Genomic DNA, 26,330 nt, shown 5'->3' on the forward strand with positions numbered 1-26,330 from the left:
AGGGTCTTGGGGCCGTGTCTCTGGTTGGCCTGTGTTGTTGGGCCTGTTTTATTTGGCCTGTATTATTTGGCCTGTGTTGTTGGGTCTGTGTTGTTGGGCCTGTCTCGTGGGTCTGTATCGTGGATTGGTCTGTATCGTGGAGTGGTCTGTCTCACGGAGTGGTCTGTGTCGTGGAATGGCCTGTCTCGTGCGCCCCCCTTCGAAGCCCTCCAAAGGCCCGCAAAGACCTGCGTCACCGTCACCGGACCAGAGCCGCGCAGATCCGATATCTCTCCCGTCGCAGGGCGGATCACCGGCAAAACCGCGTCCCGCGCCTTCTCGGCCCACCGCCACCGCCACCGCGATCGCCACTGCCATAACCATCGCGAACACAGCCCATGCAGCACCATGCCATCACCCATCGCCGCGCCCCTCTTCTGCCGCTTCGAGGACCTGCAGATCGCCCATGCTCACCAAGGCCGCCACGGGTTGACCATGGCGGGTGACAACCAGCCTGTCATCGGTGGCGGTGATATGATCCAGAAACGCGCGCCAATTCTCGCGGAGTTTGCGGCTGCTTGTTCGGACATGCATGAAGCACCTCGGGTCTGAGTGATCTTTCGCACTCTGCCGCACAAAGGTTAACATACGCTTTCCGCGCCGCGCTTTACCGCTGGCATTTTATCCGTCTGGCAGGTGAACGCGCCTGCGCCAAACGCCTTTTGCGTACAAGATGGACACAAATCCGGTGCCTTGGTCCGATTTTCGTCCTGAATGCGTGTAGGTTTCGTACGAACCCTACACAATTCGCGGCCCTGGCCGGACCCGGCGCTCAGGTGATGGACTCAAGCCGTTCCTTGCTCAGGTCGCCCGGCACAATGGTGATCGGAATCGGCAGGCTGCCTGAGTTTCTCGACAGCTGTGTGACCAGCGGTCCGGGGCCCTTCTTGCCGGTGCCGGCGCCCAGTACCAGGACACCGATTGCGGGATCGGCCTGCACCTGCGCGATGATCTCCGAGACCGGCTCGCCCTCGCGAATAACCAGTTCAGGATCAACGCCTTGCTTGTCCCGCATCCATTTTGCGAAGACCTCGAAATGCGCCTCGATCCGCTCGCGAGCCTCCTCGCGCATGATGTCGCCCACCCCGATCCAGTGGTTGAACTCTTCCGGCGGTATCACCGCCAGGATCTCGACGCCCGCATTGGTATGCGCTGCCCGCATCGCGGCGAACCGCATCGCGTTCAGGCACTCTCGGCTGTCATCCAGGACGACCAGAAACTTGCGCATGTGTATTCTCCTCGGTCCGGCATCATGATCGCGATTTGCGCTCGGGGCAATAGAATGATTTCAAGTGATTGCGATATAAGGAAATTACTCAGTCAAAAGTGCCTGCAACCCGCCCCAGAAGCATGAAGGCGCGCGCCGTTCTGGTGTCGGAAATCTGCGATATCTCGGCATCCGTCGCGGTTTGCGCGAACTGCGTGAACATCCTGTCATAGAGCCTCAGGAAGTGGTGCGCGGCATCGCGAAAGATCGGGTCCTGCTTCATCCGTGCGGCCGTCAGGGCAAGCGACGACCGGTCGCGCACCCCGCCAAGCGCCGCGACGGCCCGCCCCCTTTCGCCCGAAGCGAAACGTCGCCACAACTCGGGCCGGGCCATGTCGGGGGTCAGGTCATCCATGTAGATGCCATCATGCGACATCAGGGTCAGCACGTCCTGTGCGGCCTGGATCAGCTGCGCTGTCTTGCGGTCCTTCAGCGCCTTGCGCAGCGCGGCAAAGCCTTCGCGGTCATCGGTGGTTTCCGGAAAGTGCAGGGCGCGGATGAAATCGCTTTTTCCCAGTGGCGGCAGCATCTCGTCGGCCGTTGTTCCCAAGGGCAGCGCCACCTGATCGTCGATGACCTGCGGATCGGCTGACGGCTGTGCCGCCGCCTGCGCCAGTTCGGCATGCCGCGTCGACGAGAACATCGCCAGCGCGGTTTCGGCCTTGCGCTGCGCCGCCGCGATCTCTTCGAGCTTCTGGGTGACCGTGGGTTCGGTCATCGTGTGGCGTGTCTGATTTTGCGCGACATAGGCCTGCCGGATCGCGTCGATCGCTGCCTGCAGACGCTGGCTTTCCTCGCGCATCACCTTCGAGGCGCGGGCCGTCGTGGCCGCCACCCAGATCATGGCGACCGGCATGAAGATCGCCAGCATGATCATAATGAATCGCAGCACGCCCCCCGGCTCCGAGGCGGTGCCATCCGTATCCATCAACGTGAAAAACACCACAGCACCAAGCAGCCAGACAGCAGACAGCGCCAGCGCGATCACCTCTATTCCGGTGATCCGCTCTTTGGTGGTCTTGTCATAGATGCCCAACGGTGTCGCGGGCGGGTCCTTGCGCTCGGGCATGGGATCCTGTGCCTGTCAGATATATTCGATCTTTAGCACTTCGTAGGATTTCTCGCCACCGGGTGTCCGCACTTCGACGCTGTCGCCCGCCTCTTTGCCGATCAGCGCGCGCGCAATCGGAGATTTCATGTTGAGAAGGCCGTTTTCGATGTTGGCTTCATATTCCCCGACGATCTGCCAGGTCTTTTCCTCATCGGTATCTTCGTCCACGAGCGTCACCGTCGCGCCGAATTTGATCGGACCCTTCAACTTGGTCGGATCGATGACTTCGGCACGGCTGATCACGCCTTCCAGTTCCTTGATGCGACCCTCGATGAACGACTGCTTTTCCTTGGCCGAATGATATTCCGCGTTTTCGGACAGATCGCCATGCTCGCGCGCCTCCGAAATCGCGCGGATGATTGCCGGGCGTTCCTCGGATTTGAGTTGCTTGAGTTCAACCTCAAGGGCCGTGTGGCCCCTGCGGGTCATGGGAATCTTCTCCATCGTAACTGTCCACTTCTTTTGCGACTTTTGCGACTTGGGTCCTGTGATCCCGTCGGTTCGCGTCTGTATTTGTGTCAGATTGCCCGCATGGGGCGGGGCATTGCAATAGGGGATGATCAGGGCAAGTGGATTGTGGTGCGGCAAAGTTGTATTTTGCCGGTTTCAAATATGAATTACGTCGTGTTTCAATTGACGCCCGGCGTGATGGCACGCTAACCACGTGCGCAACTTTGTTACCGGACCGCAAGGCCTTGGGAAAGGATTGACCAGATGTCTGACGCGACACGCGAAGCGATGGAATACGATGTGGTGATCGTTGGAGCTGGGCCTGCGGGCCTGTCGGCGGCGATCCGGCTCAAGCAGCTTGATCCGTCGCGCGAGGTGGTCGTGCTGGAAAAGGGCTCGGAAGTGGGCGCGCACATCCTGTCGGGCGCGGTGCTTGACCCTTGCGGTCTGGACGCCCTGATCCCCGACTGGAAAGACAAGGGCGCGCCGCTCAAAACCCCGGTAAAGCAGGATAATTTCTATCTTCTGGGCGAGGCTGGCCGCTTGCGCGTGCCTAACTTTCCGATGCCGCCGCTGATGAACAACCATGGCAATTACATCGTCTCGATGGGCAATGTCTGCCGCTGGATGGCCGAGCAGGCCGAAGAGTTGGGGGTCGAGATTTTCCCCGGCATGTCCTGTTCCGAACTGATCTATGGCGAAAATGGCGAGGTGAAGGGCGTTGTGGCCGGTGAATTCGGCAAGAACCCCGACGGCACGCCCGGTCCCGCCTATGAGCCCGGGATGGAGTTGCATGGCAAGTATGTGTTCCTGTCCGAAGGCGTGCGCGGCAGCCTGTCGAAAGAGGTCATCGCCAAATACGATCTGAGCGCCGGCAAGGAGCCGCAGAAATTTGGCCTCGGCATGAAGGAAATCTGGGAGATTGATCCGGAAAAGCATAACGAGGGCGAGGTAACCCATACGATGGGCTGGCCGCTTGGCGGGAATGCCGGCGGTGGATCGTTCATCTATCACCTTGAAAACAATCAGGTCTATGTCGGCTTTGTCGTCCACCTGAACTACAAGAACCCGTATCTCTACCCCTATATGGAATTCCAGCGCTTCAAGCATCACCCGATGGTCGCCGAGCTTCTGAAGGGTGGCAAGCGCGTGGCTTATGGCGCGCGGGCGATTTCCGAGGGCGGGTATCAATCGATGCCCAAGATGGTCGCGCCCGGTGTCGCCCTGCTGGGCTGCTCGGTCGGCATGGTCAATGTGCCCCGCATCAAGGGCAACCATAATGCCATGCTGTCGGGCAAGGCGGCGGCGGAGGCCGCACATCACGCGCTTGAGGCGGGCCGTTCGAGCGACGAGTTGAGTGCGTATGAGGATGAGGTGCGTAACGGCGCCATTGGTAGCGACCTCAAGAAGGTGCGCAACGTCAAGCCGCTGTGGTCGAAATATGGTCTGGGCGCGTCGCTGGCGATGGGCGGTCTGGATATGTGGACCAACACATTGGGCTTTTCCGTGCTCGGCACCCTGGGACATGGCAAAAACGATGCCGAGGCGACGGAACCCGCCAGCAAGCACAAGCCGATCGACTATCCCAAGCCCGATGGAAAGCTGAGTTTCGACCGGCTGACAAATGTCAGTTTCTCGATGACCAATCACGAGGAAAGCCAGCCCGCGCATCTGACGCTCAAGGACGCGTCCGTGCCGATCAGCGTCAATCTGCCGAAGTATGATGAACCGGCACAGCGTTACTGTCCTGCCGGCGTGTACGAGGTGGTCAGCGAAGAGGGCAAGGACCCCAGGTTCGTCATCAATTTCCAGAACTGCGTGCATTGCAAGACCTGCGATATCAAGGACCCCAGCCAGAACATCAACTGGGAGACACCGCAGGGCGGAGATGGGCCGAACTATCCCAATATGTAAGCAAGATGTTGAAACTGCCGGTGCGGGGTGGCTCTTGGGTCGCCCCGCATTGCCTTGTGAGGCGCATCATACTAGATAGATGAGCGAGCTAGGTAATAACTTCGAGGCAGGCTGTCGTGACATCGAAAACCCTTACCGCCTTGCTGGTGACGGCGCTTCTGCCGCTGGCAGCCCCTCCCGCCATCGCTGATGAGGCAATAGGCTCTTATCTGGCTGCGCAACAGGCGCGCGCCGATAATGATTTCATAGCGGCGGCCGAGTATTTCACGCGTGCGCTGACCGAGGATCCCGGCAATCCGGCGATCCTTGAAAATGCCGTGGTGGCGCATATCGCACTGGGCAATTTCGATCGCGCCGGGCCGGTGGCGCGGAAGATGCGGGCCGATGGGTTCCAAAGTCAGATCGCTCATATGGCAATGATCGCCGATGAGGCCGCGCGTGAAGATTACGACGCGCTTCTGGCGCGGATTGCCGAAAACCGTGGCGTCGGCCCGTTGGCGGACGGGCTGATCTTGGCTTGGGCGCATCTTGGCAAAGGCGACATGCGCACGGCGCTTGGGCATTTCGACGATGTGTCCGAGCAGCGTGGCCTGCGTAGTTTTGGCCTTTATCACAAGGCATTGGCGCTGGCTTCGGTTGGCGATTTCGAGGGCGCCGACCAGATTTTTTCCGGCGACTCGGACGAACCCATGCAGAGCACGCGGCGCGGCACGATTGCATGGGCCGAGGTTCTCAGCCAACTTGAACGCAATGACGATGCCGTCGCGCTGATCGACGAATTGTTCAGATCTGACCTCGATCCCGAGGTGCAACAGCTCAAGGATCGTCTGCTCGCGAGCGAGCAGGTGCCATTCACGCGGATTCGCAATGCGCGCGACGGTCTGTCCGAGGTGTTCTTTTCGCTTGGCCGCGCCTTGCTGTCCGATACGGGCGGGGCCTATGCGCTGCTTTATTCTCGGGTTGCCGAGCATCTGAATGCCGATCACACCGATGCGATCCTGATGTCGGCGGAAATACTCGAAAGTCTCGATCAGTTCGATCTGGCGACCAAGACCTATGCCAAGGTCCCGCGCGACAACCCTTCGTTCTATGCCGCCGAGCTTGGCCGCTCTGAAAGCCTTCGTCGCGCCGGCAAGACCGACGCTGCCATCGAAGTATTGGACCAGCTTGCTAAAACCCATGGCGACATCCCTTCGGTTCATGTCGCCGCCGGTGACTTGCACCGGCAGAGCGAAGATTACGAACAGGCGATTGCGGCCTATGATCTTGCTCTGGAGCTTTACGCCGAGCGTGAGACAGATCAGTGGTTCGTCCACTATGCCCGTGCCATCAGCTATGAAAGACTGGGAGTTTGGGAAAAGGCCGAAGCTGATTTCCGTCGTGCGCTGGAGCTCAATCCCGAGCAGCCCCAGGTTCTGAATTATCTTGGGTATTCGCTGGTCGAAAAGCAGATCAAGCTGGACGAGGCGTTGGACATGATCGAGCGCGCGGTCGCCGCGCAACCCAATAGCGGCTATATCGTCGATAGTCTGGGATGGGTGCTCTATCGCTTGGGCCGGTATGACGAGGCGGTGCAGCATATGGAGCGCGCCGCCGAGCTGATGCCTGTCGATCCGGTGGTCAACGATCACCTTGGCGATGTTCTCTGGGCTGTGGGCCGCAAGGTCGAAGCTGAATTCCAGTGGAAGCGTGCGCTATCATTCGTGGACCTGGAAAATCCCTCTCCGGATATCGACCCTGACCGTATCCGACGCAAACTCGAGGTGGGTCTTGACGAGGTTCTCGAGGAAGAGGGCGCACCGCCTTTGACGGTGGCCGATGATGGTGGTTGAGGCCTTCGCCCCCGCCAAAGTCAATTTGTCTTTGCATGTGACGGGCCGCCGGTCTGACGGGTATCACGAACTGGATTCTCTGGTCATGTTCGCCGATATCGGCGACCGGATCGAGGTTCAGCTGTCCGACAGCGCCTCTCTCACCGTCGAGGGAGAGATGGCGGCAGGCGTTCCGACAGATGGGTCCAACCTTGTGATGAAGGCTCAGCAGCTGATGGGGGTGTCGGCCTCTATCCGGTTGCACAAGACCCTGCCGAATGCGGCGGGGCTTGGCGGTGGCTCCAGCGATGCGGCAGCAGTGATCAGGGCATTGTCAGAGCTGTCCGGCACGCCGCTACCCAAGGACGTTCTGTCACTCGGTGCCGATGTTCCCGCCTGTCTGGCCGGAAAGGCCGTTCGAATGCGCGGCCTTGGCGAACAGATCACTCCGGTGTCCGGTTTGCCTGCCTTGAATGCCGTGCTCATCAATCCCAACGTGCCGGTGTCGACAAGGGACGTTTTCGAGCGCCTCGAAACCACAACCAACGCGCCCATGCCCGATGACATGCCGCAGGGGATCAGCGCGGCCGAGTTTGGGCGTTGGTTGCGCGACATGCGCAACGACCTGGAGCCGCCCGCGATCCTCTTGCAGCCGGTTATCGCACAGGTTCTTGGTGCTTTTGCCGTGACGCCGGGCTGTCAGCTTGCGCGCATGACCGGATCCGGCGCCACATGTTTCGGGCTTTATGCAGATAGGGAAACCGCATCTTCCGCCGCCGGCCGGTTGCGCGAGGCGTTTCCCGGCTGGTGGGTGGCCGCGACGCGCTTGAACGCAGCTGACTGATCAGTTGACGCGCGCGACGACGTAATCGGCCAGATCCGTCAACATGCCGCGCACGGCGTGGTCGGGCAGGGCATCCATCGCCGATTTCGCCTTGGCTGCCCATGACAGGGCATCCTGTCTTGTTGCCTCCAACGCGCCATGCTTTTTCAGAAGATCAAGCGCATGCTGAAGATCGCCGTCTTCCTGGCGGCCCTTTTCGATCGTGCGTATCCAGAAGGCGCGCTCGGTCTCATCGGCAGCGGCGACCGCCTTGATGACCGGAAGCGTCAGTTTTCGTTCGCGAAAATCATCGCCGACATTCTTGCCCGTGGCATTGCTATCACCCTGATAATCCAGCAGATCGTCCACGATCTGGAAGGCGATACCAAGCGCATCGCCATAATCGAAAAGCGCCTTTATCTGTGCTTCAGGGGCATCTGCGATCACGCCGCCCACTTCGGTCGCAGCGGAAAACAAAGCGGCTGTCTTGCCGCGCACGACCTGCAGATAGATGTTTTCGTCGGTTTTCAGATCTCGTGCCGCACTCAGTTGCAACACCTCGCCTTCGGCGATCACCGCCGCCGCGTTCGACAGGATATCGAGCACTCGGAGATTGCCCGGCTCAACCATCAGCTGAAACGCGCGGGCAAAAAGGTAGTCGCCCACAAGCACGCTTGACTTGTTGTCCCACAAAAGGTTCGCGGTGGGCCTGCCCCGGCGTTGCTGGCTTTCATCAACCACGTCGTCATGCAGCAAAGTGGCGGTGTGAATGAATTCCACCGTGGCGGCAAGATGCACGTCGAACGCACCGCCATAGCCGCACATATCGGCGGTTGCGAGTGTCAGCATCGGGCGCAGGCGCTTGCCGCCCGCTTCGACCAGATGCGCCGTCACTTCCGGAATGCGCGGTGCGTGCCGCGATGCCATCCGCTCGCGGATCAGCGTGTTGACGGCGGCCATCTTGCTATCCAGATGCCGGGCCAGTTGCTCATGCGGTTTCGTCGCGGCGTGGTCCAATCCCATCACACTCCCGTCACACCTGTCGACAAATAGACCGCGGTGCCCTTAAGTCATCCCCATGAAACACCTACTCAGCACAAACGATCCGACAATGATCGCCTTCGCCCAAGCGTTGCTTCAGGGCGAGGGTATAGACTGCTTTGAAATGGACGTAAATATGAGCATTCTCGAGGGATCCATCGGGATATTTCCTCGTCGTCTCATGGTTGCCGAGCGTGATTACGAGCAGGCGCGCCAGACATTGATCGACAACGGGATCGAGGTTTATGGCTGAGGACTGGCCAGAGGGCAGTTTGACCACGGATGATTTTCTCGGTGGTCGTTTGCGGATCAGTCAGCCTCGCGAAGGTTATCGCGCCGGTGTCGATCCTGTGTTGTTGGCGGCCAGTGTCCCCGCGCGCGCCGGTGACACGGTTCTGGATCTGGGATGTGGGGTCGGTGTGGCCGGGCTGTGCCTCGCGTCCCGTGTCGATGGCCTCGCACTTGCCGGTCTGGAATTGCAGTGCGCATACGCGGCGCTGGCCCGGCAAAACGCGTCGGTCAACGGGATCACGATGGAGGTCGTGACAGGGGATGTTTCGGATATGCCCGAGCAATTCAGGCAGCGGCAATTTACCCATGTGTTGGTCAACCCGCCTTATTTTGATCGAAACGCAGGAAGCGCCGCGCGTGATACCGGGCGCGAGACCGCCCTTGGGGAGGTCACCCCGCTTGCCACATGGGTAAGGGCCGCCGCGCGCCGGGCTGCGCCGAAAGGCACCGTAACCTTCATTCACCGAACGGAACGTCTGCCTGCCTTGTTGGGCGAAATTTCAGACCATCTTGGCAGTCTCGAAGTTTTGCCGCTGATTCCCCGTCGCGGTAGACCGGCAAGACTGTCTTTGGTCAGGGGGCGCAAGGGGGGGCGCGCCGATTTCAAGCTACATGATGGATGGGTTTTGCACGAAGGTGCGGCCCACGTGAGCGACAAGGAAAACTACACGGATGCAACGGCTTGTGTCCTGCGTGAGGGCAGTTACCTGCCCTTTCACCCTTGAGTTGAATAAAATGATATCTGCAAAATTCAGCTTATGCTGCGTCTGCAGCGTGACAGGTCGACCAAAGTATGCTGCACTGATGTTACACAACATTCATCAGAGAGGAGAATGCCAATGGGCTTGAGTTCACACATCGAGGAACTGAAGAAGAAACATAGGGTCCTCTCGGAGCGGGTGGAAGAAGTGCAGCGCGCTCCCGGCGCAAGCAATCTGGAACTTGCGGAACTCAAGAAGCAGAAGCTTCGGATCAAGGAAGCCATCGAACGGCTCTCTGTCAACGTATGATCCCAAAGGGGGAGCTTGCCGGATTTGGGCTTCCCCACCACTTACGCAGATAACGCATTTTCCATCTGCTGTTCTTGCAGGGATGATGCATTCCCAATCAAATTTTTGAACTTTAAAAATGACTTGAAGCTTGAGCCGGTCGCCTTGGCGACCGGCTTGATCTGTGAGTTCCGAGTGATCGATCAGACGAAGAACTGTCCGCCATTCGCGGAAATTGTCGATCCGTTGATGAAGCCTGACTCGTCTGATGCAAGAAAGGTCACGCAGCGCGCGATCTCTTCCGGTTCGCCAAGACGACCGGCGGGAATCATGCCGATGATTGCTTCGCGCACTTTTTCCGGAACGGCCATCACCATTTCCGTTGCGATGTAGCCGGGGCAAACCGCATTCGCGGTGATGCCTTTTGCGGCGCCTTCCTGTGCCAGCGACTTCACGATCCCCAGATCACCGGCTTTGGTCGCCGCATAGTTGACCTGCGCGAATTGTCCCTTTTGGCCATTGATCGAACTGATGACCACAATTCGCCCGAAGCCGCGCTCGCGCATACCGGGCCAGACCGGGTGTACCGTGTTGAAGACCCCTGTCAGGTTGGTGTCGATCACGTCATGCCACTGTTCTGGTGTCATCTTGTGGAACGGAGCGTCACGGGTGATGCCGGCATTGGCCACAACGATTTCAATTGGTCCCAGTTCTTCTTCGACTTTGGCGATGCCTGCCTTGGACTCGTCGTAGCTGGCGACGTTCCATTTATAGGTCTTGATGCCGGTTTCCTCGGTGAACTTTGCCGCGGCCTCATCATTACCGGCATAGGTGGCTGCCACGTTGTGGCCTTCAGCCTTGAGCGCCTTCGAGATCGCAGCGCCGATTCCGCGCGAGCCACCGGTGACGAGTGCAGTTCGTGCCATGTTTTCCTCCAGTTTGGTTAAAAGGTCTTGTAACTCTGTTACTCTTTCGGTGCGCGCTGCGCAATATTATTGCTTATTGAATTTTCCGCGCCGCAGCGTTTTTTGTTCGATATGGATAAGGGCGCCCATTGAGCGCCCTTATGTCAGATGTTCACAGCCCTGTAGTAACGCTTAGTCGCGTTGAACGCACAGTGCGACGCCCATGCCGCCACCGATGCACAATGTCGCAAGACCTTTCTTGGCGTTCCGGCGTTTCATCTCGAAAAGGAGCGTGTTCAAGACACGGCAGCCTGATGCGCCGATCGGATGACCGATTGCGATTGCGCCACCATTGACGTTCACGATCGCGGGATCCCAGCCCATGTCCTTGTTGACGGCACATGCCTGCGCGGCGAAGGCTTCATTGGCTTCCACCAGGTCCAGATCGTCGACAGACCAGCCAGCCTTGGCCAAGGCCTTGCGGCTGGCATTGATCGGACCCACGCCCATGATCGATGGATCAAGCCCCGCTGTCGCATAGGAGGCGATCCGTGCCAAAGGTTCGATACCGCGTTTCTCGGCGGCATCAGCGGACATCAGCAAAGTCGCTGCGGCACCGTCATTGATCCCGCTTGCGTTTGCTGCGGTAACCGATCCGTCTTTGGCAAAGGCCGGACGCAGTTTCTGCATACTCTCGATCGTGGCGCCGTGCCGGATATATTCATCCTTGTCGACAACGATATCGCCTTTGCGCGTCTTGACGGTAAAGGCGATCACCTCGTCGTCGAATTTGCCAGCCTTTTGGGCCGCTTCTGCCTTGTTCTGACTGGCCAGCGCGAATTCATCCTGTTGTTCGCGGCTGATCTGCCACTTCCCGGCGACGTTCTCGGCGGTCTGGCCCATGTGATAGCCGTTGAATGCATCCCACAGACCATCGCGAATCATCGTGTCGATATAGGTCATGTCGCCCATCTTTTGACCGGCCCGCAGATGGGCGGCATGGGGGCTGAGCGTCATGTTTTCCTGACCGCCGGCGCAGACGATATCGGCATCGCCCAATTGGATGTGCTGCGCACCAAGCGCGACCGCCCGCAGGCCCGAGCCGCATACCTGGTTGATGCTCCAGGCCGAGCTTTCGATCGGCAAACCCGCGTTGACATGGGCCTGACGTGCCGGGTTCTGCCCCTGCGCTGCGGTGAGAACCTGGCCTAGGATCGTTTCCGAAACTTCCGCCTTTTCGATACCGGCGCGCGCAACGACGGCTTCCAGCACGGCAGCGCCAAGGTCATGTGCCGGCGTATTGGCGAATGCGCCTCCAAAAGATCCGACGGCTGTTCGAGCCGCGGATGCGATAACAACGTTAGTCATGTGAGTCCTCCACCAGAATTCTTCATGGCCGAGGCGTGCCGCAACGTCGTGTCAGGCGTTGCCCGGTATCCCCCGCCGGCTGATCTCGTCATAACGCACTGAAGGCTGCGCGGCAACGGCCCGATGTCGGAGGTCATGCGCGAAGGCCGTGCACCGAGTCTTGCTCCCATGGCGGCTTTATCGTGGGTGCACCGAAGTAATATCCCTGAAGGCAGTCGACCCCGATTGCTGCCAGATAGGCGGCGTCCTGTGCGGTTTCGACACTTTCTGCGACGGTCAGCATGTCGAATTGATCGGCAATCGACAGCAAGGCCGCTGTCAGTACCTGATTGTCCGGATTATTGGCGATGCCCCGGATGAATTGGCCGTCGATCTTGATGATATCAAAGTAAAAATCACGCAGATATCTGAAAGATGTGAAGCCCGAGCCGAAATCGTCCAGCGCAAAGCTGACCCCTTTGGTCTGAAATTCCTGCATAAATCCAATGACCAGTTCGGGGATGAGCATCGCCGAACTTTCCGTAATTTCGAGAATCAGCCGCTCTCCAAGGGTTGGGTCCGCATCCAGACGGCGGCTCAAGGTTCGGACCCATCGCTTGTACCCGATCGATCGAGCCGACATGTTGAGGGACAGGCGCAAATCGGGCTGGCGTGCCAGCAATTTCAGGCCTTTTTCCAAGGCGATGCAATCGATGATGCGACCGGTTTCCGTGGTTTCCACCGCCGATATGAAATCGCGTGCCGGGATGATCCTGCCCGTATCGTCGAGCACACGTATGAGACCTTCGTAAAAGGCGACGCAGGATGGATCGTTTGTTGTGACAACAGCCTGATAAGAAAGCAATAATTGCTTCCTGCTCACAGCCTCTTCGACCATGTCCAATACCGACAGGTCCCGTTTCATGATCGCGTAGTTCAATGCCGAGTCTTCGCCCTCAGCCAGATCAGCAAATTGTCGTTTGCGCCGCATTATCGCACCTCTGCATTCCCGAGGTTCACAGGCTGCAGGACAGCCGCTAAGGAAGGCTTAAGCGGTCAATTTGAAAGGTTCGGCCGATCATGGGGGAACGGAGTATGGGGATGGCAGAAAGATGCGGTTGGGTCGGCGCCGATCCGCTCTATGAATCCTATCATGATGCCGAGTGGGGCGTGCCGGAATATGACAGCCGCGCCTTGTGGGAAAAGCTGATCCTCGATGGCTTTCAGGCGGGGCTGAGCTGGATCACGATCCTGCGCAAGCGTAAGAATTTTCACAAGGCATTTCAAGGGTTTGACCCCAACATCATCGCCGGGTGGGGCGAAGCGGAAGTGCAGGTTTTGCTGGGGGATCAGGGGATCGTGAGGCACCGTGGAAAGATCGAGGCGGTGATCGGGAATGCGCGGGTTTGGCAGGAGATCGAGGCCGAGCAGGGGTTTGATCGGTACCTGTGGGACCATGTCGGCGGCAAGCCTCTGCAGAATGCCTGGGAGCGGCTTGAGGACGTGCCCACGGAGACGGAAATTTCCAGAGCAATTTCAAGAGATTTGCGGAAAAGGGGATTCAAATTCTGCGGGCCTACCATCGTCTATGCCTTCATGCAGGCGGTGGGCATGGTGAACGATCATCTTGTCACCTGCCCCTGTCACGGACCGGTCGCGAAGCTGGGCCAAAAACCCCGAAAATCCGCGTAGGTATGACGTCGGTATCACGTCGGTATTGCGTCGGTGCATGACGCAGCGCCCGGAATGTTTTGGAATCGCCGCGCAAATCCTATATGGAGGCGCATCCAAGCCCTAGCCCGACTCCAAAGCGCGAGCCCATGACCAATACCGCCCCGATCACCCAGGACGTAATGACCATCCCCCGCAAGCTGCCCGAGGGGCCGACCAATCTTGTCGGTCTGACGCGCGACCGCTTGCGCGAGGTGCTGATCGAAGCAGGCACGCCCGAGAAGCAGGCCAAGATGCGGGTGAACCAGATCTGGCAATGGCTCTATCAATGGGGTGTGCGCGACTTTCACGCGATGACGAACCTGTCCAAGACCTATCGGCAAATGCTGGCGGAGAATTTCGTGATCGAGATCCCCGAGATGGTCTCGAAGCAGGTCAGTGCCGACGGGACCCGTAAATATCTTGTCCGGATCGCGGGCGGGCATGAGGTCGAGGTGGTCTATATCCCCGAAACCGACCGCGGGACGCTGTGCATCTCGAGCCAGGTGGGCTGCACGCTGACCTGTTCGTTCTGCCACACCGGCACGCAGAAACTGGTCCGGAACCTGAGCGCGGGCGAGATCGTGGGCCAGGTGATGATGGCGCGCGACGATCTGGACGAATGGCCCCGGCCCGGCGAGGGCGCAGGCGAACGCCCGCGTCTGTTGTCGAACATCGTTCTGATGGGTATGGGCGAGCCGCTTTACAATTTCGACAATGTGCGCGACGCGATGAAGATCGCGATGGATGGCGAGGGCATTTCGCTCAGCCGCCGCCGCATCACCCTGTCCACCAGCGGGGTTGTGCCCGAGATCGCCAAGACCGCCGAAGAGATCGGCTGCATGCTTGCCGTCAGCTTTCACGCGACCACCGACGAGGTGCGCGACAAGCTGGTGCCGATCAACAAGAAATGGAATATCGAAACCCTTCTTGGGGCGCTGCGCGAGTATCCGCGCTTGTCGAATTCCGAGCGGATCACCTTTGAATACGTGATGCTGAAGGACGTGAATGACAGCGATGCCGATGCCCGCCGCCTTGTGCAGCTGATCAAGGGCATTCCGGCCAAGATCAACCTCATCCCGTTCAACGAATGGCCCGGCGCCCCGCATCAGCGCAGCGATTGGGACCGGATCGAGAAATTCGCCGATATCGTCTACAAAGCGGGGTATGCCAGCCCGATCCGCACGCCGCGCGGCGAAGATATCATGGCCGCCTGCGGGCAGTTGAAATCGGCCACCGAGCGCGCGCGCAAATCCCGCAAACAGATCGAGTCCGAGGCCGGGCTGGGCTGAGCCGCGGCGTCACGCTGGCAGTTCGGGCTGCTATCTGACAGTCTGATGCAGCCTGACACGCGAAAGGACCGGCGATGGCCCCTGACCGTTTCACACCCTTGCCACGGCCGCTTGCCGCAGATGGCACACCCCGCCGCGTCGGCGTGGAGATCGAGCTTGGCGGGTTGAGCGAGGCCGAGGTTGCCGGGATCTGCACCGATACGCTGGGAGGACGGGCCGAACAGGGGGATGGGCCGTTCTGGACCATTCGCGACAGCCGGATCGGGACGCTGGAGGTCTATCTGGATATTTTCCTGCGCAAGGCCACCCAGAGCAAACTGCGCGATCTGGCGCTGGAGCTGGGGCGCGAGGTCGTGCCGGTGGAGATCGTCACCGAACCGCTGGACATGGCCGGGCTGGAGGCGCTTGAGGATCTGACGCGGGCTTTGCGGCGCGCAGGGGCGCTTGGCAGTGGGGCCGGATGGGTCTTTGGGTTCGGGGTGCATCTGAATGTCCAGATCGCGTCGCAAGCGGATGGCGATGTGATCCGACCGCTTTTGGCCTATGCGCTGATCGAGGACTGGATGCGGCGCGACAACCCCATCGACGAGTCGCGCCGTCTGTTGCCGTTTACCGATCCTTATCCCACCGACCTGGTGCGCGGGCTGATCGCGCTTGGCCCGGAGGCGGCGCTGCGCGATGTGATGACGCTTTACCTGAGTCTGACGCCGAGCCGGAATCACGGGCTGGATATGCTGCCGATCTTTGCGCATCTGGCGCCCGAGGCTGTGGAGCGGAAGCTGAGCGGGCCGGTATCGGCGCGTCCGGCGTTTCATTTCCGGCTTCCCGATTGCCTGATCGACGAAGAGGGCTGGTCCATTGCCGATGAATGGCAGCGCTGGATCATGGTCGAGCGGGTGGCCTGGGACGCGGCGTTGCTGGCGCGTCTTGCCGAGGCCTGGAGCGACGATCACGGGATGGTCACCCTGTCGCGCGCGCGGTGGGCCGACCGCTGCGGCGCGATCCTGCATGAGGCCGGGATGGTGGCCAGCTGAGATGGTGCGACCGGTCATCGGGATCACCACCTCGCGCAGGTCCGGCTGGCGCATCTTTCCGCTGATGGCGTTGAATGTCTGGATGGCGGGCGGGCGCGCGCGGCGCTGGACCGACCGGGCGCCTGCGCATGTAGCCGATGTGGATGGGGTGATTGTCGGCGGCGGCGACGATATCTCGCCGGATCTTTATGGCGGGCAGGTCGTGACATCGGCGCGGCTTGATCCAGGGCGCGACGCGCTGGAGCGGCGGCTGGTGCTTGAGGCGTTCGAGCAGGGCCTGCCGGTGATGGGGATCTGCCGGGGCAGTCAGATGCTGAACGTGGCGCTTGGGGGGACCTTGCATCAAGATGCCTATGACGCCTATCGCGACAGCGACCGGCACCGGACGATCCTGCCGCGCAAGACCGTGCTGATCGCGCCGGGCACCCGGCTGGCGGCGGTGGCGGGTGGTGCTCTGATGAAGGTCAATGCGCTGCATTCGCAGGCGGTTGACCAGTTAGGCCGGGGGTTGCGGGTGGCGGCACGGGATCGCGGCGGCATGATCCAGGCGATCGAAAGGGTGCGCGACCCGTTCGCGATCGGGGTGCAGTGGCATCCCGAGCATCTGTTCTATGCGCGGCGCCAGCAGGGGTTGTTCCGCGCGCTGGTGGCGGCGGCGAAAGCCAGCCGGCAGCGGCGCAGTCAGATGCAGCGCGTGGATGCCGGGGCAGAGTGAGCGGTGCTGTCAGATCGGGTCATATCTGGCCCGGTCGGGTCTGGTCATGAAGACACCTTGGGTGCGCCATATTTCTGCACGATTGTTGCCCTCAACTCTGGTTATCGATTGGTTGAACGGTAACTGTTTTGAGGTAGGAAACGATGAAACAGTCAGTGAGTGAACACGAAACAGAGATCCTGAACTTCGTTCTGCGCGAACGGAGCATGGCGGTTTCAGAGCGCGAATGGCGCCATCGGTTGCGTGGCTATGGCTATGCGATCAAGGAAACGGCTGAGGGGCGGATGGTCACCTCGGTGCGGCGCGGCGGCACGTTGTGCGTTCTGCCGGGGCAAGTGGCCTGAGACCTGAGCGCTGATCGGGGTGCGGGCGGCCGGTGACGGCCGCGACGGTCCTTGTCAGCCCTTGTCGGCATACCAGGCGTCTATGATCTCGACCGCGTCCTTGGCGGTTTCGACGAAGCGGAACAGGTCCAGATCCTCGGGGCTGATGGTGCCGGCATCTGCCAGCGCCTCCCAGTTGATGATCCGGCGCCAGAACTCTTCGCCGAAGAGCAGGAAGGGCACTTTGGTCATGCGGTCGGTCTGAATCAGGGTCAGGGCCTCGAACATCTCGTCGAGGGTGCCGAAGCCACCGGGAAAGACGCAGATCGCCTTGGCGCGCATCAGGAAGTGCATCTTGCGGATGCCGAAATAGTGGAAGTTGAAGCACAGGCCGGGTGTGACGTATTCGTTCGGGGCCTGTTCATGGGGCAGCACGATGTTGAGTCCGATGGACGCGCCACCGGCATCGACAGCACCACGGTTGCCGGCCTCCATCACGCCGGGGCCACCGCCTGTTGCCACGACGAATTCGCGCCCATAGCTCGCCATGGATTTCATCGTGATGAGCCGGGCGAATTCGCGGGCCTCATCGTAGAACCGCGCAAGATCGGCGAGGGTTTCGGTGCGGGCACTGTCGCGCTGAGCGGGTTCGGGGATGCGGGCGCCGCCGAACAGGACCACGGTGCTTTCGATCCCACGCTCGTTCAGGATCAGCTCTGGCTTGAGCAATTCAAGCTGGAGACGGACCGGGCGCAGCTCATCGCGCAGCATGAAATCGGGATCGGCGAAGGCCAGCCGGTAGGCCGGCGCGCGGGTCTGGGGCGTGTCGGGCACCTGTTCGGCGCTGCTGCGGTCGGTATGCGCGTCGCGGAACTGGCTGTGGCGGTCATCTGTCATCGCGGACCTTCGGGTTGAGCGGAGCGTTCCCTTCAAGGGGTAGCGGGTTCGCCGCCGCTTGACCAGAACAAGCACGGTGCCGACGGGGACAGGCCCAAGCGTCGACGCCGGATTGATCCCGGCACGGGTTGCGCATATAGCCCTTGGCCAAGCCGCTGAAACATATGACGCCAGAAGCCAAGGGAGGCACCCGATGTCGAACGCTCAACTGGAACAAGCCATCGAAGCCGCGTGGGAAGTCCGCGATCAGATCACATCAAGCACCGGGGGCGAAACCCGTGAGGCCATCGAGGCGACGCTGAGTGCGCTCGATTCGGGCAAGCTGCGCGTGGCCGAACGGCAGGACAATGGCGACTGGCATGTGAACCAGTGGGCCAAGAAGGCGGTTCTGCTGGGCTTTCGCATCAAGGACATGGAGATGCAGGACGGCGGCCCGCAGGGCGGCGGCTGGTGGGACAAGGTCGACAGCAAGTTCAAGGGCTGGGGCGAGACCGACTGGAAAGCGGCGGGGTTTCGTGCCGTGCCCAACTGCGTGGTGCGCAAATCCGCCTATATCGCGCCGGGTGTCGTGCTGATGCCCAGCTTCGTGAACCTTGGCGCCCATGTGGGTGAAGGCACGATGGTGGATACATGGGCCACCGTGGGAAGCTGCGCGCAGATCGGCAAGAACGTGCACCTGTCGGGCGGTGTGGGCATCGGCGGCGTGCTCGAGCCAATGCAGGCCGGTCCCACGATCATCGAGGACAATTGCTTTATCGGCGCGCGCTCGGAGGTGGTCGAGGGCTGCATCGTGCGCGAAGGCTCGGTTTTGGGGATGGGGGTCTATATCGGCCAGTCCACCAAGATCGTCGATCGCGAAACCGGCGAGGTCTTCATGGGCGAGGTGCCACCCTATTCGGTGGTGGTGTCCGGGTCTATGCCGACCAAGAACAACCTGAACCTCTATTGTGCGGTGATCGTCAAGCGCGTGGATGAGCGGACCCGCTCGAAGACCGGCATCAACGAGCTGCTGCGCGACTGACGCGCCATCGCGGCACATCGGGCAAGGCGCGGCGTTGCGCCTTGCCCACGCATTTCAGCCGACGGATTTCGAGGGCTTCGCGCCGACCGGTCCGCCGGCTTTCTTCCAGCCGCCGAACCCGTTTTCGATATGGCTGACATTCGGTAGCCCCATCTCTTGGGCGACCCGCGCCGAGAGCGCCGAGCGCCAACCCGAGGCGCAGTAGAACACGAACCTGTCGCCGGTTTGGAACTGCGGTTTGGCATAGGGGCTTTCCGGGTCGATCCAGAATTCCAGCATTCCGCGAGGACAGTGGAAGGCGCCGGGGATCATCCCGTCACGCTCCAACTCACGCGGGTCGCGCAGATCGACGAAGGTGACGCCCTCTTGACCATGCAGCGCCAGCATGTCCTGTGCGGGCGCGTGATCGACCAGTGCGTTGGCTTCCGCGACCATGTCGCTGGCTCGTTTCATCGCAGTCTCCTTGGTGGTGCGGTGTCCTGTGTGGCCGGAGCCTAAAGCGTTTTGCGCAAGGCTGAAATGCCGAATTTCGCGGGCGTTCATGGTGCGATCCGATGCGACAGGCTTGACTTCAAACCGGGGCTGACGCAGGTCAGGTCAGACAGAAGGAACCGGCGCATGAGTGGCAGCAAGACCAAATCCCCCAAGCGCCAGCAGGTCTATACCCTGCTGGTCGAGATCGGCCGCAAGGCGGGCGATGGTCTGCCTGCGAAGGCCACGGGGGCGGCGCTGATGGTCTATGCCTCGGGCGTGGACGAAGAAGAGGCCGTGCGCGAGACCGTTGCCGTGCTCAAACAGGCCGATACCGCGCCCTTGGATGTGTCGGGCTATGGCACGCTGGACGAGCGGCTGGCCGAGGGGCACGAGATCGGCGAGGACGAACGTGCCCTGATGGCCAGAGCGCTTGAGGAAAACGCTGTGATCGTGGCCCAGGTCACGCCGTTCTACGATTGATCGCAAGCCGGGTGCGGGCGCCGTTCAGGCGACGCGCTGCATCGCCAAGGTGATCGCTTCGAAGGGTTTGAGAACGGGCCAGACGGGCTTTGCGTGTTCGGGCAGGCGCGAGCGGTCGGCATCTGCCAGAACCGATTGCACCAGTTGATCCGGCTTGCGCCGCAACCGCCCGATATAGAGACTTTCCAGCGCACAGCCGCCCCCCGCAAGAACCGCCTCGTGCCCCGGCAGAAGCAGGTGACGGTAGGTCACGAGTTCGGGGCCTTTCGCGAACAGCGCAGACCGCCCGTTCACCAGATGGCGGGCAGGCACCAGCACCGCTTCGCGCCCGAACATGTATTCCACCTCGCTTCCGCTGATGACCAGCCGTTGCTGGGGCGCAACCACGATATCCTCGCGCAGTCCGAAATAGGGGGCGCGCAGGCGTACCGGGCGGAAACTGCCGCGGGCGGGAACGGTGCGGGTGACCATGCGCAGCACCGGCACCGAAATGCCGGTATCGGTCAGCACGACATCACCGCGCTTGAGTTGCCCTGCGGCGATATCGCCGAAGGCGGTGGCGATCGGCACGCGGCTCGTCAGGGCGGGCATCGGCCCCACGGGCTCTACCTTGGTTGAAATGGCGACGAAATCCACGTCGGGATCCATTTCGTGGTTGTGGCGGTGCTGACAGAGCGCATGGACATCGGCCATCAGCATGGGGTGGGGCGGCGACATATCGACCGAATGGATGAGATCGCTTTCGGGGCGCTCCATCGTCAGTCGGCCCCACCGCGCGGGTGCGTCCCAGCTATAGGTCAGGCGCACGATATCGGTGCGGCCATCCGCCTGATGCGGCAGGGTGGCATGGTGGATGTCGTTGCCTTGGGTCACCACGAGGATGATGCCACCCTGCGGCAAGGCACGTAGCGAAAAGCCGCCGGGCCAGGGGTGCTGGCGCTGGAATGCCAGCAGCGTCTGCGGCCTGCCATCGGGTGACAGGCGGGTTTCCAGCAGCAGCGTGCCACGGGGGATCAGTTGATCGGGAGGATAGGGCCGGGGGGCATGCTTGGGCCCATCAAGGCCATGCGGAGCGAAGCGCCCGTCATGGTGATCTATGATCGCGATCCATGTCATCTGTCAGGCGGCCTTTCTGCGGACCAGCACCTGCGCTTCGAAGGGGCGAAGCGTGCGGCGCGCGGCGGGGCTGTAGCCGGCGCCTGTGGCCGGGTCGATCTCGGGGAAGATGGCGCAGATTTCTTTCAGAACCTCGGCCTCGAACACGTTGGTGATCTGTGGTCCGGGCAGGAAGCTTTCGGTTTCCAGACCTTCGGAAAAGATCACCTGATGGCGGTCGAACATCAGGTGCAGATAGTCGACAAAGCCGCCTTCCATGCGGCGGATGCTGTGGCCGTTGACCAGATCGCGCGCGGCGACGAGCACCTCGCCCTCGCCGAAGAGAAGTTCGGCAAGGCTGTCGCGGATCAGCACCCGGTGGAGCGGAGAAACCAAGAGGTCGTGATGCGCGCCGAAACTGCCGGCGGGAATGAGGATCGGGGCGAAACTTCCCTCGGCGGCCACACGGCGCTGACCGATCCAGCGCAGGGGTTGCGGGCCGTCATCCTTGGTGGTGACCAGATCGCCGGGATTGAGACACTCGACCTGGATCAAGCCCGAAGGTGTCAGGATCCGCGTGCCTGCGGTGAAGCAGGGAACCGAGTCGACAGTGACGAAGCCGATATCGCTCTGGCCTGTGCTGCTGGCGGCCTCGTAGGTGAAATTGAATTGCTCGACATCGCCATCGCCGGTCACGGTGACGGTGCCATTGGCGTTCAGCATCACCTGCTGTCCGGTGGTCAGTGTCACCACATCGCCCACGCTGACGGCCTGACCGTTGATATGGGTGATGGTCAGGGTGCCGCCGGTCGAGTTGACGTCATTGGCCAGAAGGTCGAGCGTTTTCGAGCCGTCGGGAAACAGGTTGCTGGTGTCGTCAACCGCGACGAGGGTGGTCTGGAGACTGTCCGCGGCGATCAGAAGGGCGGAATCGTAGCTGCTGTCCACCACGTCCGCGATCCCGATACGGATCGAGTTCAGCTCGCCCGCGGTGACCGGAAAGGTCATTGTCAGGGTGACGGTGAAGCCGTCCATCTCGGTGTTGAACTGGTCGCCGGTATTGTCGTTGTAGAGGTTGGCGTTCGTGGTGCCGTTGAGGTTGTTGGGGTCGGCATCGCCATCCCCTATTGACAGATCGACCTGCTGACCATTGACCCAAACCCCGACGAAATCCTGATAGATGCCGGTCTGGAACTCGGGGAATTCCTCGGAGGCGAAGACGAATTTCATCGACATCAAGGGACCGGTCGGGATGAAATCCACATCCAGATAGGCCGCATCGAAGGTGCTGGCCCCGGCGGCGGCGTTGAACAGCGGATCGTTGTCGGGGCCTGTCGTGTTGGTTGAGGTGCCGGTGCTCTGGTTGGAATTGTTCTGCAACCACCATGCGAAGGCCGGGGGCGCGTCATTGGTGAAGGACGTGACGTTGCCGGTCGAGAGGATCACCCCCGTATCGGCAGGCGTGACACCGGGCGTGATGGTGTCGCCGTCGGTATAAATTCCCGACGACAGCGCCGCCCCGGTATAGGAGGCGCTGACAACCGTGGCGCCGTCACCAAAGATTTCCTGTGCCATGGCCACGGCGGACGCATTCGTGTCGATGGGAAGTCTCGCTGGAGCTACCATTCTAAAATGCCCTCGAACCAGTTCGGGGCAGCGCAAAACGCAGCGAGACGGCTAAAACGCCGCTGTCAATTCCTGGACAAAGTGCTGTCCGCTCGATCGCGGGCCTTTTGCGGCCCTGCTGAATTTTACCCTGCCTCGGGTTATTATTGACATTTTGCTAACATAATTCAGGAGAATTGTTAACAGAAATCAACAGAAGCCTGACTGAGTGTGCTCTATTTGCGCTTCGCGGCGAACCGCGCTAGCGATGCGGGGACACTTTCCGAGATGTAAGGGACCATGCCCGCTATGCCTGTCGATCCTGTTGAACTGACCGCCGATCTTGTGCGTTGCCCGTCGATAACCCCCGCGGAAGGCGGCGCGCTGCAGCTGTTGGAAACCCTGCTGACCGAGGCGGGGTTTGCCTGCACCTGGATCGAGCGCGGTGGCGTGTCCAACCTTTTCGCGCGGTGGGGTGACAAGGGTGCTGCGCGCACATTCGGCTTCAACGGGCATACCGACGTGGTGCCGCTTGGCGATGAGGCGGCATGGAGCATACCGCCCTTCGGGGCCGAGCAGAAAGACGGTTTTCTCTGGGGGCGCGGTGCCACGGACATGAAATCCGGCGTCGCGGCCTTTGTGGCGGCCGCCGTGGATTTCGTGCGCGACACGCCGCCCGAGGATGGCGCGGTGATCGTCACGGTGACCGGAGACGAGGAAGGCGATGCCGTGGACGGCACCACCGCGATCCTTGACTGGATGGCGCAACACGGCGAACGGATGGATGTCTGCCTTGTCGGAGAGCCGACCTGCCCCGACCGGCTGGGCGAGATGATCAAGATCGGCCGGCGCGGATCGCTGAGCGCCTGGTTTACCATCACCGGCGAGCAGGGCCATTCGGCCTATCCGCATCGCGCGCGCAATCCCCTGCCGGCAATGGCGCGGCTCATGGACCGGCTGTCGAGCCATGTGCTTGACGAGGGAACCGAGCATTTCGACCCCTCGACCCTTGCCGTGGTCACGATCGACACGGGCAACCCGGCGACCAATGTGATCCCGGCGCAGTGCCGGGCCACGGTCAATATCCGCTTCAACGATGCCCATGACAGCGCCTCTCTGATCGGGTGGCTGCAATCCGAACTGGACGACGTGGCCGAAGCCTTTGGCGTGGCAGGCGAGATGACGGTAAAAGTATCGGGCGAAAGCTTTCTGACACCGCCGGGGCCGCTGTCGGATCTGGTGGCTGCTGCTGTCGAGGCCGAGACCGGCATCGCGCCGGTTCTGTCCACCACGGGCGGCACGTCGGATGCGCGGTTCGTCAAGACTCACTGCCCGGTGGTGGAATTCGGTCTGGTGGGGCGCACGATGCATCAGGTGGATGAGCGGGTGGAGCTGGCGTTGATCCCGCAGCTCAAGGATATCTATGGCCGCATCCTGAGGGACTATTTCGCATGACGCTCGAGGTCGGGCCGACATCCGATCTCGAGACCTGTCTGGCGTTGCGCGCCACGGTCTTCATCGAGGAACAGAATGTGCCCGAGGCCGAGGAACGCGACGGGCGCGATGGCGAGGCGCATCATCTTCTGGCGCGGCTGGATGGGTGCCCGGTGGGGTGCGCGCGCATCCTCATCAAGGGCGAGACCGGCAAGATCGGTCGGGTCTGCGTGCTGCGCGAGGCGCGCGGCGCCGGGATCGGCGCGGCGCTGATCCGCGCCTGCCTTGCGCATCTGCGCGCGCAGGCCGGGGTCAGCCGCGCGGTGCTCGGATCGCAGACCCATGCGCTTGGGTTCTATGAAAAGCTGGGATTTGCCGCCTTTGGCCCCGAATACATGGATGCCGGTATCCCGCATCGTGACATGGAACGCGCGCCGTGATCCGCCGACAGCTTGTCGTGATGGTCAAGGAGCCGCGTCCGGGGCGGGTCAAGACGCGGCTTGGCGCGGATATCGGCATGGTGCCTGCCGCGTGGTGGTTCCGGCATCAGGTGGCAGGGCTGCTGCGGCGGCTTGAGGATCCACGCTGGCAGCTGATCCTGGCGGTGTCGCCGGATCGTGAGGGGCGCGTCAGCCGTGTCTGGCCCGGTCATCTGCCGCGCGTGGCGCAGGGGCGCGGTGATCTGGGGGATCGGATGGGACGGCTGCTGCGCTGTCTGCCGCCCGGTCCGGTCTGCATCGTCGGGGGCGATATTCCGGGTCTGGAAAAGGGCCATGTGGCGCGGGCCTTCGATCTGCTGGGCGGTCATGACGCGGTGTTCGGCCCGGCGCCCGATGGCGGCTATTGGCTGGTGGGGATGAAGCGGATCGCACCGCCGCCCGCCACCCTGTTTCGTGGGGTACGCTGGTCCACGTCCCATGCGCTGAGCGACAGCATCAACAGCCTGCCGGGCTTGCGCGTGGCGCTGGCCGATACGTTGAGTGATGTGGACACCGCCTCGGATCTTTTGCGGTCGCGGTAACGCCTCTGGCCGTGTTTTCCCGCATGGCACATGGCCCTGATCCGTGATAGGCGAACGGCATGAGCCAGATGCCAAGCAAAGACGAAATTCTGCAGTGGATTTCCGATAACCCGACCCTCACCTCGAAGCGCGATATCGCCAAGGCCTTTGGGATCAAGGGGGCTGCGCGGATCGACCTGAAGCGTATCCTCAAGGAGCTTGAGGCCGAGGGCCATCTGGAAAAGCGCAAGAAGACCTATCGTGACCCAGAAAGGCTGCCTCCGGTCAGTGTGCTGCAGATCTCTGGGCAGACCTCGGACGGTGAGTTGCTGGCGCGTCCGCTGGAATGGCAGGGCGAGGGCGTGGAGCCTGTGGTGATGGTGTTGCCGCGCGCCTCGGACCCGGCCTTGGGCGAAGGAGACCGCATCCTTGGTCGTCTGCAGGAGGTCAAGGGCGAGGCGCATCATTACGAGGCGCGGCTGATCCGCCGGATCGGGACCAATCCGCGCAAGGTTCTGGGGATCTTCCGCAAGCGCGACGAAGGCGGTCGGATCGTGCCTATCGACAAGGGCGACGGCAAGGAATGGATGGTGCCGGGCGATGCCACGGGTGGCGCCAAGGATGGCGAGTTGGTCGAGGCAGAACAGTCCGGGCCAAAAGGGCGGTTGGGGTTGCCGCGCGCGCGGGTCATCACCCGTCTGGGCGATCCGTCGGCGCCCAAGGCCGTGTCGCTGATCGCGATCCATCAGCACGGCATTCCCGATGAATTCCCCGATGACGTGATCGCCGAGGCCGATCAGATGAAACCCGCGGGCCTGAGCGGGCGCGACGATCTGCGCGACATGCCGCTGGTCACCATCGACCCGGCGGATGCGCGCGACCATGACGATGCCGTATGGGCGCATGAGGACGATGACCCCAAGAATGAAGGCGGGCATGTCATCTGGGTGGCGATCGCCGATGTGGCGCATTACGTGACGCCGACCAGCGCGCTGGACCGGGAAGCACGCAAGCGCGGCAATTCCAGCTATTTCCCCGACCGGGTGGTGCCGATGCTGCCGGACCGTCTGTCCGGTGATCTGTGCAGCCTGCACGAGGGGGTGCCGCGCGCCTGTATCGCCGTGCGCATGCAGATCGACGCGCATGGCACCAAGGTAGGGCACCGGTTTGTGCGCGGGCTGATGCGCTCGGCTGCGACGCTGACGTATCAGCAGGTCCAGCAGGCGATGGACGGCGCGCCGGATGAGGCTTGCGGGCCGTGA

28 protein-coding genes and 1 pseudogene are annotated in these 26,330 nt (G+C 61.5%); 17 read left to right on the forward strand and 12 right to left on the reverse strand.

Annotation, left to right across the window (positions count from 1 at the left end; translation table 11 throughout):
* Positions 1–393: 393 nt before the first annotated feature.
* The 4 genes from RAZWK3B_RS03990 to greA form a co-directional block, all read right to left on the reverse strand.
* Positions 394–573 carry a type II toxin-antitoxin system prevent-host-death family antitoxin gene (locus RAZWK3B_RS03990; protein ID WP_007812424.1) on the reverse strand — a complete coding sequence of 60 codons (180 nt, stop codon included), beginning with the start codon at positions 571–573 and terminating at the stop codon, positions 394–396.
* Positions 574–811: 238 nt separating this feature from the next.
* Positions 812–1,267 (reverse strand): universal stress protein, encoded by a 456-nt coding sequence (locus RAZWK3B_RS03995; protein ID WP_007812426.1) that lies wholly within the window; start codon positions 1,265–1,267, stop codon positions 812–814.
* A gap of 88 nt (positions 1,268–1,355) precedes the next feature.
* Positions 1,356–2,375 (reverse strand): hypothetical protein, encoded by a 1,020-nt coding sequence (locus tag RAZWK3B_RS04000; RefSeq protein WP_007812428.1) that lies wholly within the window; start codon positions 2,373–2,375, stop codon positions 1,356–1,358.
* Positions 2,376–2,390: 15 nt separating this feature from the next.
* Positions 2,391–2,861: a transcription elongation factor GreA gene (gene greA / locus RAZWK3B_RS04005; protein ID WP_007812430.1), complete on the reverse strand. Its 471-nt coding sequence runs from the start codon at positions 2,859–2,861 to the stop codon at positions 2,391–2,393.
* Positions 2,862–3,131: 270 nt separating this feature from the next.
* Here greA and RAZWK3B_RS04010 point away from each other — a divergent pair, with 270 nt between their 5' ends.
* The 3 genes from RAZWK3B_RS04010 to RAZWK3B_RS04020 all read left to right on the forward strand — a co-directional run bounded on the left by RAZWK3B_RS04010 (position 3,132) and on the right by RAZWK3B_RS04020 (position 7,436).
* Positions 3,132–4,781 (forward strand): electron transfer flavoprotein-ubiquinone oxidoreductase, encoded by a 1,650-nt coding sequence (locus RAZWK3B_RS04010; protein ID WP_007812433.1) that lies wholly within the window; start codon positions 3,132–3,134, stop codon positions 4,779–4,781.
* 116 nt (positions 4,782–4,897) lie between these two features.
* Positions 4,898–6,613 carry a tetratricopeptide repeat protein gene (locus tag RAZWK3B_RS04015; RefSeq protein WP_007812435.1) on the forward strand — a complete coding sequence of 572 codons (1,716 nt, stop codon included), beginning with the start codon at positions 4,898–4,900 and terminating at the stop codon, positions 6,611–6,613.
* Positions 6,603–7,436, forward strand: a complete 834-nt coding sequence (locus RAZWK3B_RS04020; protein WP_037295024.1) for a 4-(cytidine 5'-diphospho)-2-C-methyl-D-erythritol kinase — start codon at positions 6,603–6,605, stop codon at positions 7,434–7,436. The genes RAZWK3B_RS04015 and RAZWK3B_RS04020 overlap by 11 nt, the downstream gene beginning before the upstream one ends.
* Here RAZWK3B_RS04020 and RAZWK3B_RS04025 read toward each other — a convergent pair whose 3' ends face one another.
* Positions 7,437–8,438 (reverse strand): polyprenyl synthetase family protein, encoded by a 1,002-nt coding sequence (locus tag RAZWK3B_RS04025; RefSeq protein WP_007812440.1) that lies wholly within the window; start codon positions 8,436–8,438, stop codon positions 7,437–7,439.
* Between the two features lie 55 nt (positions 8,439–8,493).
* Between RAZWK3B_RS04025 and RAZWK3B_RS04030 the strand changes: the two genes are divergently transcribed.
* From RAZWK3B_RS04030 to RAZWK3B_RS20425, 3 genes are all read left to right on the forward strand, one after another.
* Positions 8,494–8,709, forward strand: a complete 216-nt coding sequence (locus tag RAZWK3B_RS04030) for a putative signal transducing protein (RefSeq protein ID WP_037294855.1) — start codon at positions 8,494–8,496, stop codon at positions 8,707–8,709.
* Positions 8,702–9,472, forward strand: a complete 771-nt coding sequence (locus RAZWK3B_RS04035) for a tRNA1(Val) (adenine(37)-N6)-methyltransferase (RefSeq protein WP_007812444.1) — start codon at positions 8,702–8,704, stop codon at positions 9,470–9,472. Before RAZWK3B_RS04030 ends, RAZWK3B_RS04035 begins: the two co-directional genes overlap by 8 nt.
* A gap of 114 nt (positions 9,473–9,586) precedes the next feature.
* Positions 9,587–9,757, forward strand: a complete 171-nt coding sequence (locus tag RAZWK3B_RS20425; protein ID WP_007812446.1) for a YdcH family protein — start codon at positions 9,587–9,589, stop codon at positions 9,755–9,757.
* 182 nt (positions 9,758–9,939) lie between these two features.
* Here RAZWK3B_RS20425 and phbB read toward each other — a convergent pair whose 3' ends face one another.
* From phbB to RAZWK3B_RS04050, 3 genes are all read right to left on the reverse strand, one after another.
* Complete coding sequence (phbB, locus tag RAZWK3B_RS04040; protein ID WP_007812448.1) at positions 9,940–10,662, reverse strand: acetoacetyl-CoA reductase; 723 nt, start codon at positions 10,660–10,662, stop codon at positions 9,940–9,942.
* 171 nt (positions 10,663–10,833) lie between these two features.
* Positions 10,834–12,009, reverse strand: coding sequence for an acetyl-CoA C-acetyltransferase (locus RAZWK3B_RS04045; protein ID WP_037294857.1), 1,176 nt, complete (start codon positions 12,007–12,009; stop codon positions 10,834–10,836).
* 133 nt (positions 12,010–12,142) lie between these two features.
* The gene (locus tag RAZWK3B_RS04050; RefSeq protein WP_007812452.1) at positions 12,143–12,979 is read right to left on the reverse strand and encodes an EAL domain-containing protein; all 837 of its coding nucleotides are present in this window, start codon (positions 12,977–12,979) and stop codon (positions 12,143–12,145) included.
* 104 nt (positions 12,980–13,083) lie between these two features.
* Here RAZWK3B_RS04050 and RAZWK3B_RS04055 point away from each other — a divergent pair, with 104 nt between their 5' ends.
* The 5 genes from RAZWK3B_RS04055 to RAZWK3B_RS04075 all read left to right on the forward strand — a co-directional run bounded on the left by RAZWK3B_RS04055 (position 13,084) and on the right by RAZWK3B_RS04075 (position 17,083).
* Positions 13,084–13,680, forward strand: a complete 597-nt coding sequence (locus RAZWK3B_RS04055) for a DNA-3-methyladenine glycosylase I (RefSeq protein WP_007812453.1) — start codon at positions 13,084–13,086, stop codon at positions 13,678–13,680.
* Positions 13,681–13,808: 128 nt separating this feature from the next.
* Positions 13,809–14,990: a dual-specificity RNA methyltransferase RlmN gene (gene rlmN, locus RAZWK3B_RS04060; protein WP_037294858.1), complete on the forward strand. Its 1,182-nt coding sequence runs from the start codon at positions 13,809–13,811 to the stop codon at positions 14,988–14,990.
* 74 nt (positions 14,991–15,064) lie between these two features.
* Positions 15,065–16,024, forward strand: coding sequence for an amidoligase family protein (locus tag RAZWK3B_RS04065; RefSeq protein WP_007812457.1), 960 nt, complete (start codon positions 15,065–15,067; stop codon positions 16,022–16,024).
* A 1-nt stretch (position 16,025) separates the two neighbouring features.
* Entirely contained in the window at positions 16,026–16,739 is a 714-nt protein-coding gene (locus RAZWK3B_RS04070; protein ID WP_007812458.1) for a gamma-glutamyl-gamma-aminobutyrate hydrolase family protein, read from the forward strand.
* Positions 16,740–16,882: 143 nt separating this feature from the next.
* A complete protein-coding gene (locus RAZWK3B_RS04075; RefSeq protein ID WP_007812459.1) occupies positions 16,883–17,083 on the forward strand; it encodes a hypothetical protein in 201 nt (66 codons plus the stop codon).
* A 54-nt stretch (positions 17,084–17,137) separates the two neighbouring features.
* Here RAZWK3B_RS04075 and RAZWK3B_RS04080 read toward each other — a convergent pair whose 3' ends face one another.
* Positions 17,138–17,959 (reverse strand): LOG family protein, encoded by an 822-nt coding sequence (locus tag RAZWK3B_RS04080; protein ID WP_007812460.1) that lies wholly within the window; start codon positions 17,957–17,959, stop codon positions 17,138–17,140.
* Between the two features lie 193 nt (positions 17,960–18,152).
* On the opposite strand from RAZWK3B_RS04080, the gene dapD reads away from it, so the two are divergent.
* Entirely contained in the window at positions 18,153–18,980 is an 828-nt protein-coding gene (gene dapD, locus RAZWK3B_RS04085; protein ID WP_007812461.1) for a 2,3,4,5-tetrahydropyridine-2,6-dicarboxylate N-succinyltransferase, read from the forward strand.
* Positions 18,981–19,034: 54 nt separating this feature from the next.
* Here dapD and RAZWK3B_RS04090 read toward each other — a convergent pair whose 3' ends face one another.
* Positions 19,035–19,433 carry a rhodanese-like domain-containing protein gene (locus RAZWK3B_RS04090; protein ID WP_007812462.1) on the reverse strand — a complete coding sequence of 133 codons (399 nt, stop codon included), beginning with the start codon at positions 19,431–19,433 and terminating at the stop codon, positions 19,035–19,037.
* 165 nt (positions 19,434–19,598) lie between these two features.
* On the opposite strand from RAZWK3B_RS04090, the gene RAZWK3B_RS04095 reads away from it, so the two are divergent.
* Entirely contained in the window at positions 19,599–19,934 is a 336-nt protein-coding gene (locus RAZWK3B_RS04095) for a DUF8846 family protein (RefSeq protein WP_007812463.1), read from the forward strand.
* Positions 19,935–19,958: 24 nt separating this feature from the next.
* Here the strand turns inward: RAZWK3B_RS04095 and RAZWK3B_RS04100 are convergent, their stop codons facing one another.
* Positions 19,959–21,050 carry a Hint domain-containing protein gene (locus tag RAZWK3B_RS04100; protein WP_007812464.1) on the reverse strand — a complete coding sequence of 364 codons (1,092 nt, stop codon included), beginning with the start codon at positions 21,048–21,050 and terminating at the stop codon, positions 19,959–19,961.
* A gap of 3 nt (positions 21,051–21,053) precedes the next feature.
* Positions 21,054–22,655, reverse strand: a complete 1,602-nt coding sequence (locus tag RAZWK3B_RS04105) for a Hint domain-containing protein (protein ID WP_037294860.1) — start codon at positions 22,653–22,655, stop codon at positions 21,054–21,056.
* Between the two features lie 279 nt (positions 22,656–22,934).
* Between RAZWK3B_RS04105 and dapE the strand changes: the two genes are divergently transcribed.
* The 4 genes and pseudogenes from dapE to RAZWK3B_RS04125 form a co-directional block, all read left to right on the forward strand.
* Positions 22,935–24,089 (forward strand): succinyl-diaminopimelate desuccinylase, encoded by a 1,155-nt coding sequence (gene dapE, locus RAZWK3B_RS04110; protein ID WP_157132124.1) that lies wholly within the window; start codon positions 22,935–22,937, stop codon positions 24,087–24,089.
* On the forward strand, positions 24,086–24,508 hold the full coding sequence (locus RAZWK3B_RS04115) for a GNAT family N-acetyltransferase (protein ID WP_007812467.1): 423 nt from the start codon (positions 24,086–24,088) through the stop codon (positions 24,506–24,508). The genes dapE and RAZWK3B_RS04115 overlap by 4 nt, the downstream gene beginning before the upstream one ends.
* On the forward strand, positions 24,508–25,089 hold the full coding sequence (locus RAZWK3B_RS04120; protein ID WP_037295025.1) for a TIGR04282 family arsenosugar biosynthesis glycosyltransferase: 582 nt from the start codon (positions 24,508–24,510) through the stop codon (positions 25,087–25,089). The genes RAZWK3B_RS04115 and RAZWK3B_RS04120 overlap by 1 nt, the downstream gene beginning before the upstream one ends.
* Positions 25,090–25,148: 59 nt before the next feature.
* A pseudogene (locus tag RAZWK3B_RS04125) lies at positions 25,149–26,330 on the forward strand (RNB domain-containing ribonuclease); the annotation flags it as partial.

Origin of the sequence: Roseobacter sp. AzwK-3b, from assembly GCF_000170875.1 — a bacterium.
Lineage (GTDB): Bacteria > Pseudomonadota > Alphaproteobacteria > Rhodobacterales > Rhodobacteraceae > Roseovarius > Roseovarius litoreus.

Bases quoted from the DNA above. Each gene is read 5' to 3' on its own strand.
- RAZWK3B_RS04050 (WP_007812452.1), bottom strand. From the start codon at position 12,979: ATGCGGCGCAAACGACAATTTGCTGATCTGGCTGAGGGCGAAGACTCG.
- rlmN (WP_037294858.1), top strand. From the start codon at position 13,809: ATGACCAATACCGCCCCGATCACCCAGGACGTAATGACCATCCCCCGC.
- RAZWK3B_RS04080 (WP_007812460.1), bottom strand. From the start codon at position 17,959: ATGACAGATGACCGCCACAGCCAGTTCCGCGACGCGCATACCGACCGC.
- RAZWK3B_RS04105 (WP_037294860.1), bottom strand. From the start codon at position 22,655: ATGGTAGCTCCAGCGAGACTTCCCATCGACACGAATGCGTCCGCCGTG.
- RAZWK3B_RS04090 (WP_007812462.1), bottom strand. From the start codon at position 19,433: ATGAAACGAGCCAGCGACATGGTCGCGGAAGCCAACGCACTGGTCGAT.
- RAZWK3B_RS04095 (WP_007812463.1), top strand. From the start codon at position 19,599: ATGAGTGGCAGCAAGACCAAATCCCCCAAGCGCCAGCAGGTCTATACC.
- dapD (WP_007812461.1), top strand. From the start codon at position 18,153: ATGTCGAACGCTCAACTGGAACAAGCCATCGAAGCCGCGTGGGAAGTC.
- RAZWK3B_RS04070 (WP_007812458.1), top strand. From the start codon at position 16,026: ATGGTGCGACCGGTCATCGGGATCACCACCTCGCGCAGGTCCGGCTGG.
- RAZWK3B_RS04055 (WP_007812453.1), top strand. From the start codon at position 13,084: ATGGGGATGGCAGAAAGATGCGGTTGGGTCGGCGCCGATCCGCTCTAT.
- greA (WP_007812430.1), bottom strand. From the start codon at position 2,861: ATGGAGAAGATTCCCATGACCCGCAGGGGCCACACGGCCCTTGAGGTT.
- RAZWK3B_RS04100 (WP_007812464.1), bottom strand. From the start codon at position 21,050: ATGACATGGATCGCGATCATAGATCACCATGACGGGCGCTTCGCTCCG.
- RAZWK3B_RS04000 (WP_007812428.1), bottom strand. From the start codon at position 2,375: ATGCCCGAGCGCAAGGACCCGCCCGCGACACCGTTGGGCATCTATGAC.
- RAZWK3B_RS04035 (WP_007812444.1), top strand. From the start codon at position 8,702: ATGGCTGAGGACTGGCCAGAGGGCAGTTTGACCACGGATGATTTTCTC.
- RAZWK3B_RS03995 (WP_007812426.1), bottom strand. From the start codon at position 1,267: ATGCGCAAGTTTCTGGTCGTCCTGGATGACAGCCGAGAGTGCCTGAAC.
- RAZWK3B_RS04020 (WP_037295024.1), top strand. From the start codon at position 6,603: ATGGTGGTTGAGGCCTTCGCCCCCGCCAAAGTCAATTTGTCTTTGCAT.
- RAZWK3B_RS04115 (WP_007812467.1), top strand. From the start codon at position 24,086: ATGACGCTCGAGGTCGGGCCGACATCCGATCTCGAGACCTGTCTGGCG.
- RAZWK3B_RS20425 (WP_007812446.1), top strand. From the start codon at position 9,587: ATGGGCTTGAGTTCACACATCGAGGAACTGAAGAAGAAACATAGGGTC.
- RAZWK3B_RS04045 (WP_037294857.1), bottom strand. From the start codon at position 12,009: ATGACTAACGTTGTTATCGCATCCGCGGCTCGAACAGCCGTCGGATCT.
- RAZWK3B_RS03990 (WP_007812424.1), bottom strand. From the start codon at position 573: ATGCATGTCCGAACAAGCAGCCGCAAACTCCGCGAGAATTGGCGCGCG.
- RAZWK3B_RS04025 (WP_007812440.1), bottom strand. From the start codon at position 8,438: ATGGGATTGGACCACGCCGCGACGAAACCGCATGAGCAACTGGCCCGG.
- RAZWK3B_RS04030 (WP_037294855.1), top strand. From the start codon at position 8,494: ATGAAACACCTACTCAGCACAAACGATCCGACAATGATCGCCTTCGCC.
- dapE (WP_157132124.1), top strand. From the start codon at position 22,935: ATGCCCGCTATGCCTGTCGATCCTGTTGAACTGACCGCCGATCTTGTG.
- RAZWK3B_RS04075 (WP_007812459.1), top strand. From the start codon at position 16,883: ATGAAACAGTCAGTGAGTGAACACGAAACAGAGATCCTGAACTTCGTT.
- RAZWK3B_RS04065 (WP_007812457.1), top strand. From the start codon at position 15,065: ATGGCCCCTGACCGTTTCACACCCTTGCCACGGCCGCTTGCCGCAGAT.
- phbB (WP_007812448.1), bottom strand. From the start codon at position 10,662: ATGGCACGAACTGCACTCGTCACCGGTGGCTCGCGCGGAATCGGCGCT.
- RAZWK3B_RS04010 (WP_007812433.1), top strand. From the start codon at position 3,132: ATGTCTGACGCGACACGCGAAGCGATGGAATACGATGTGGTGATCGTT.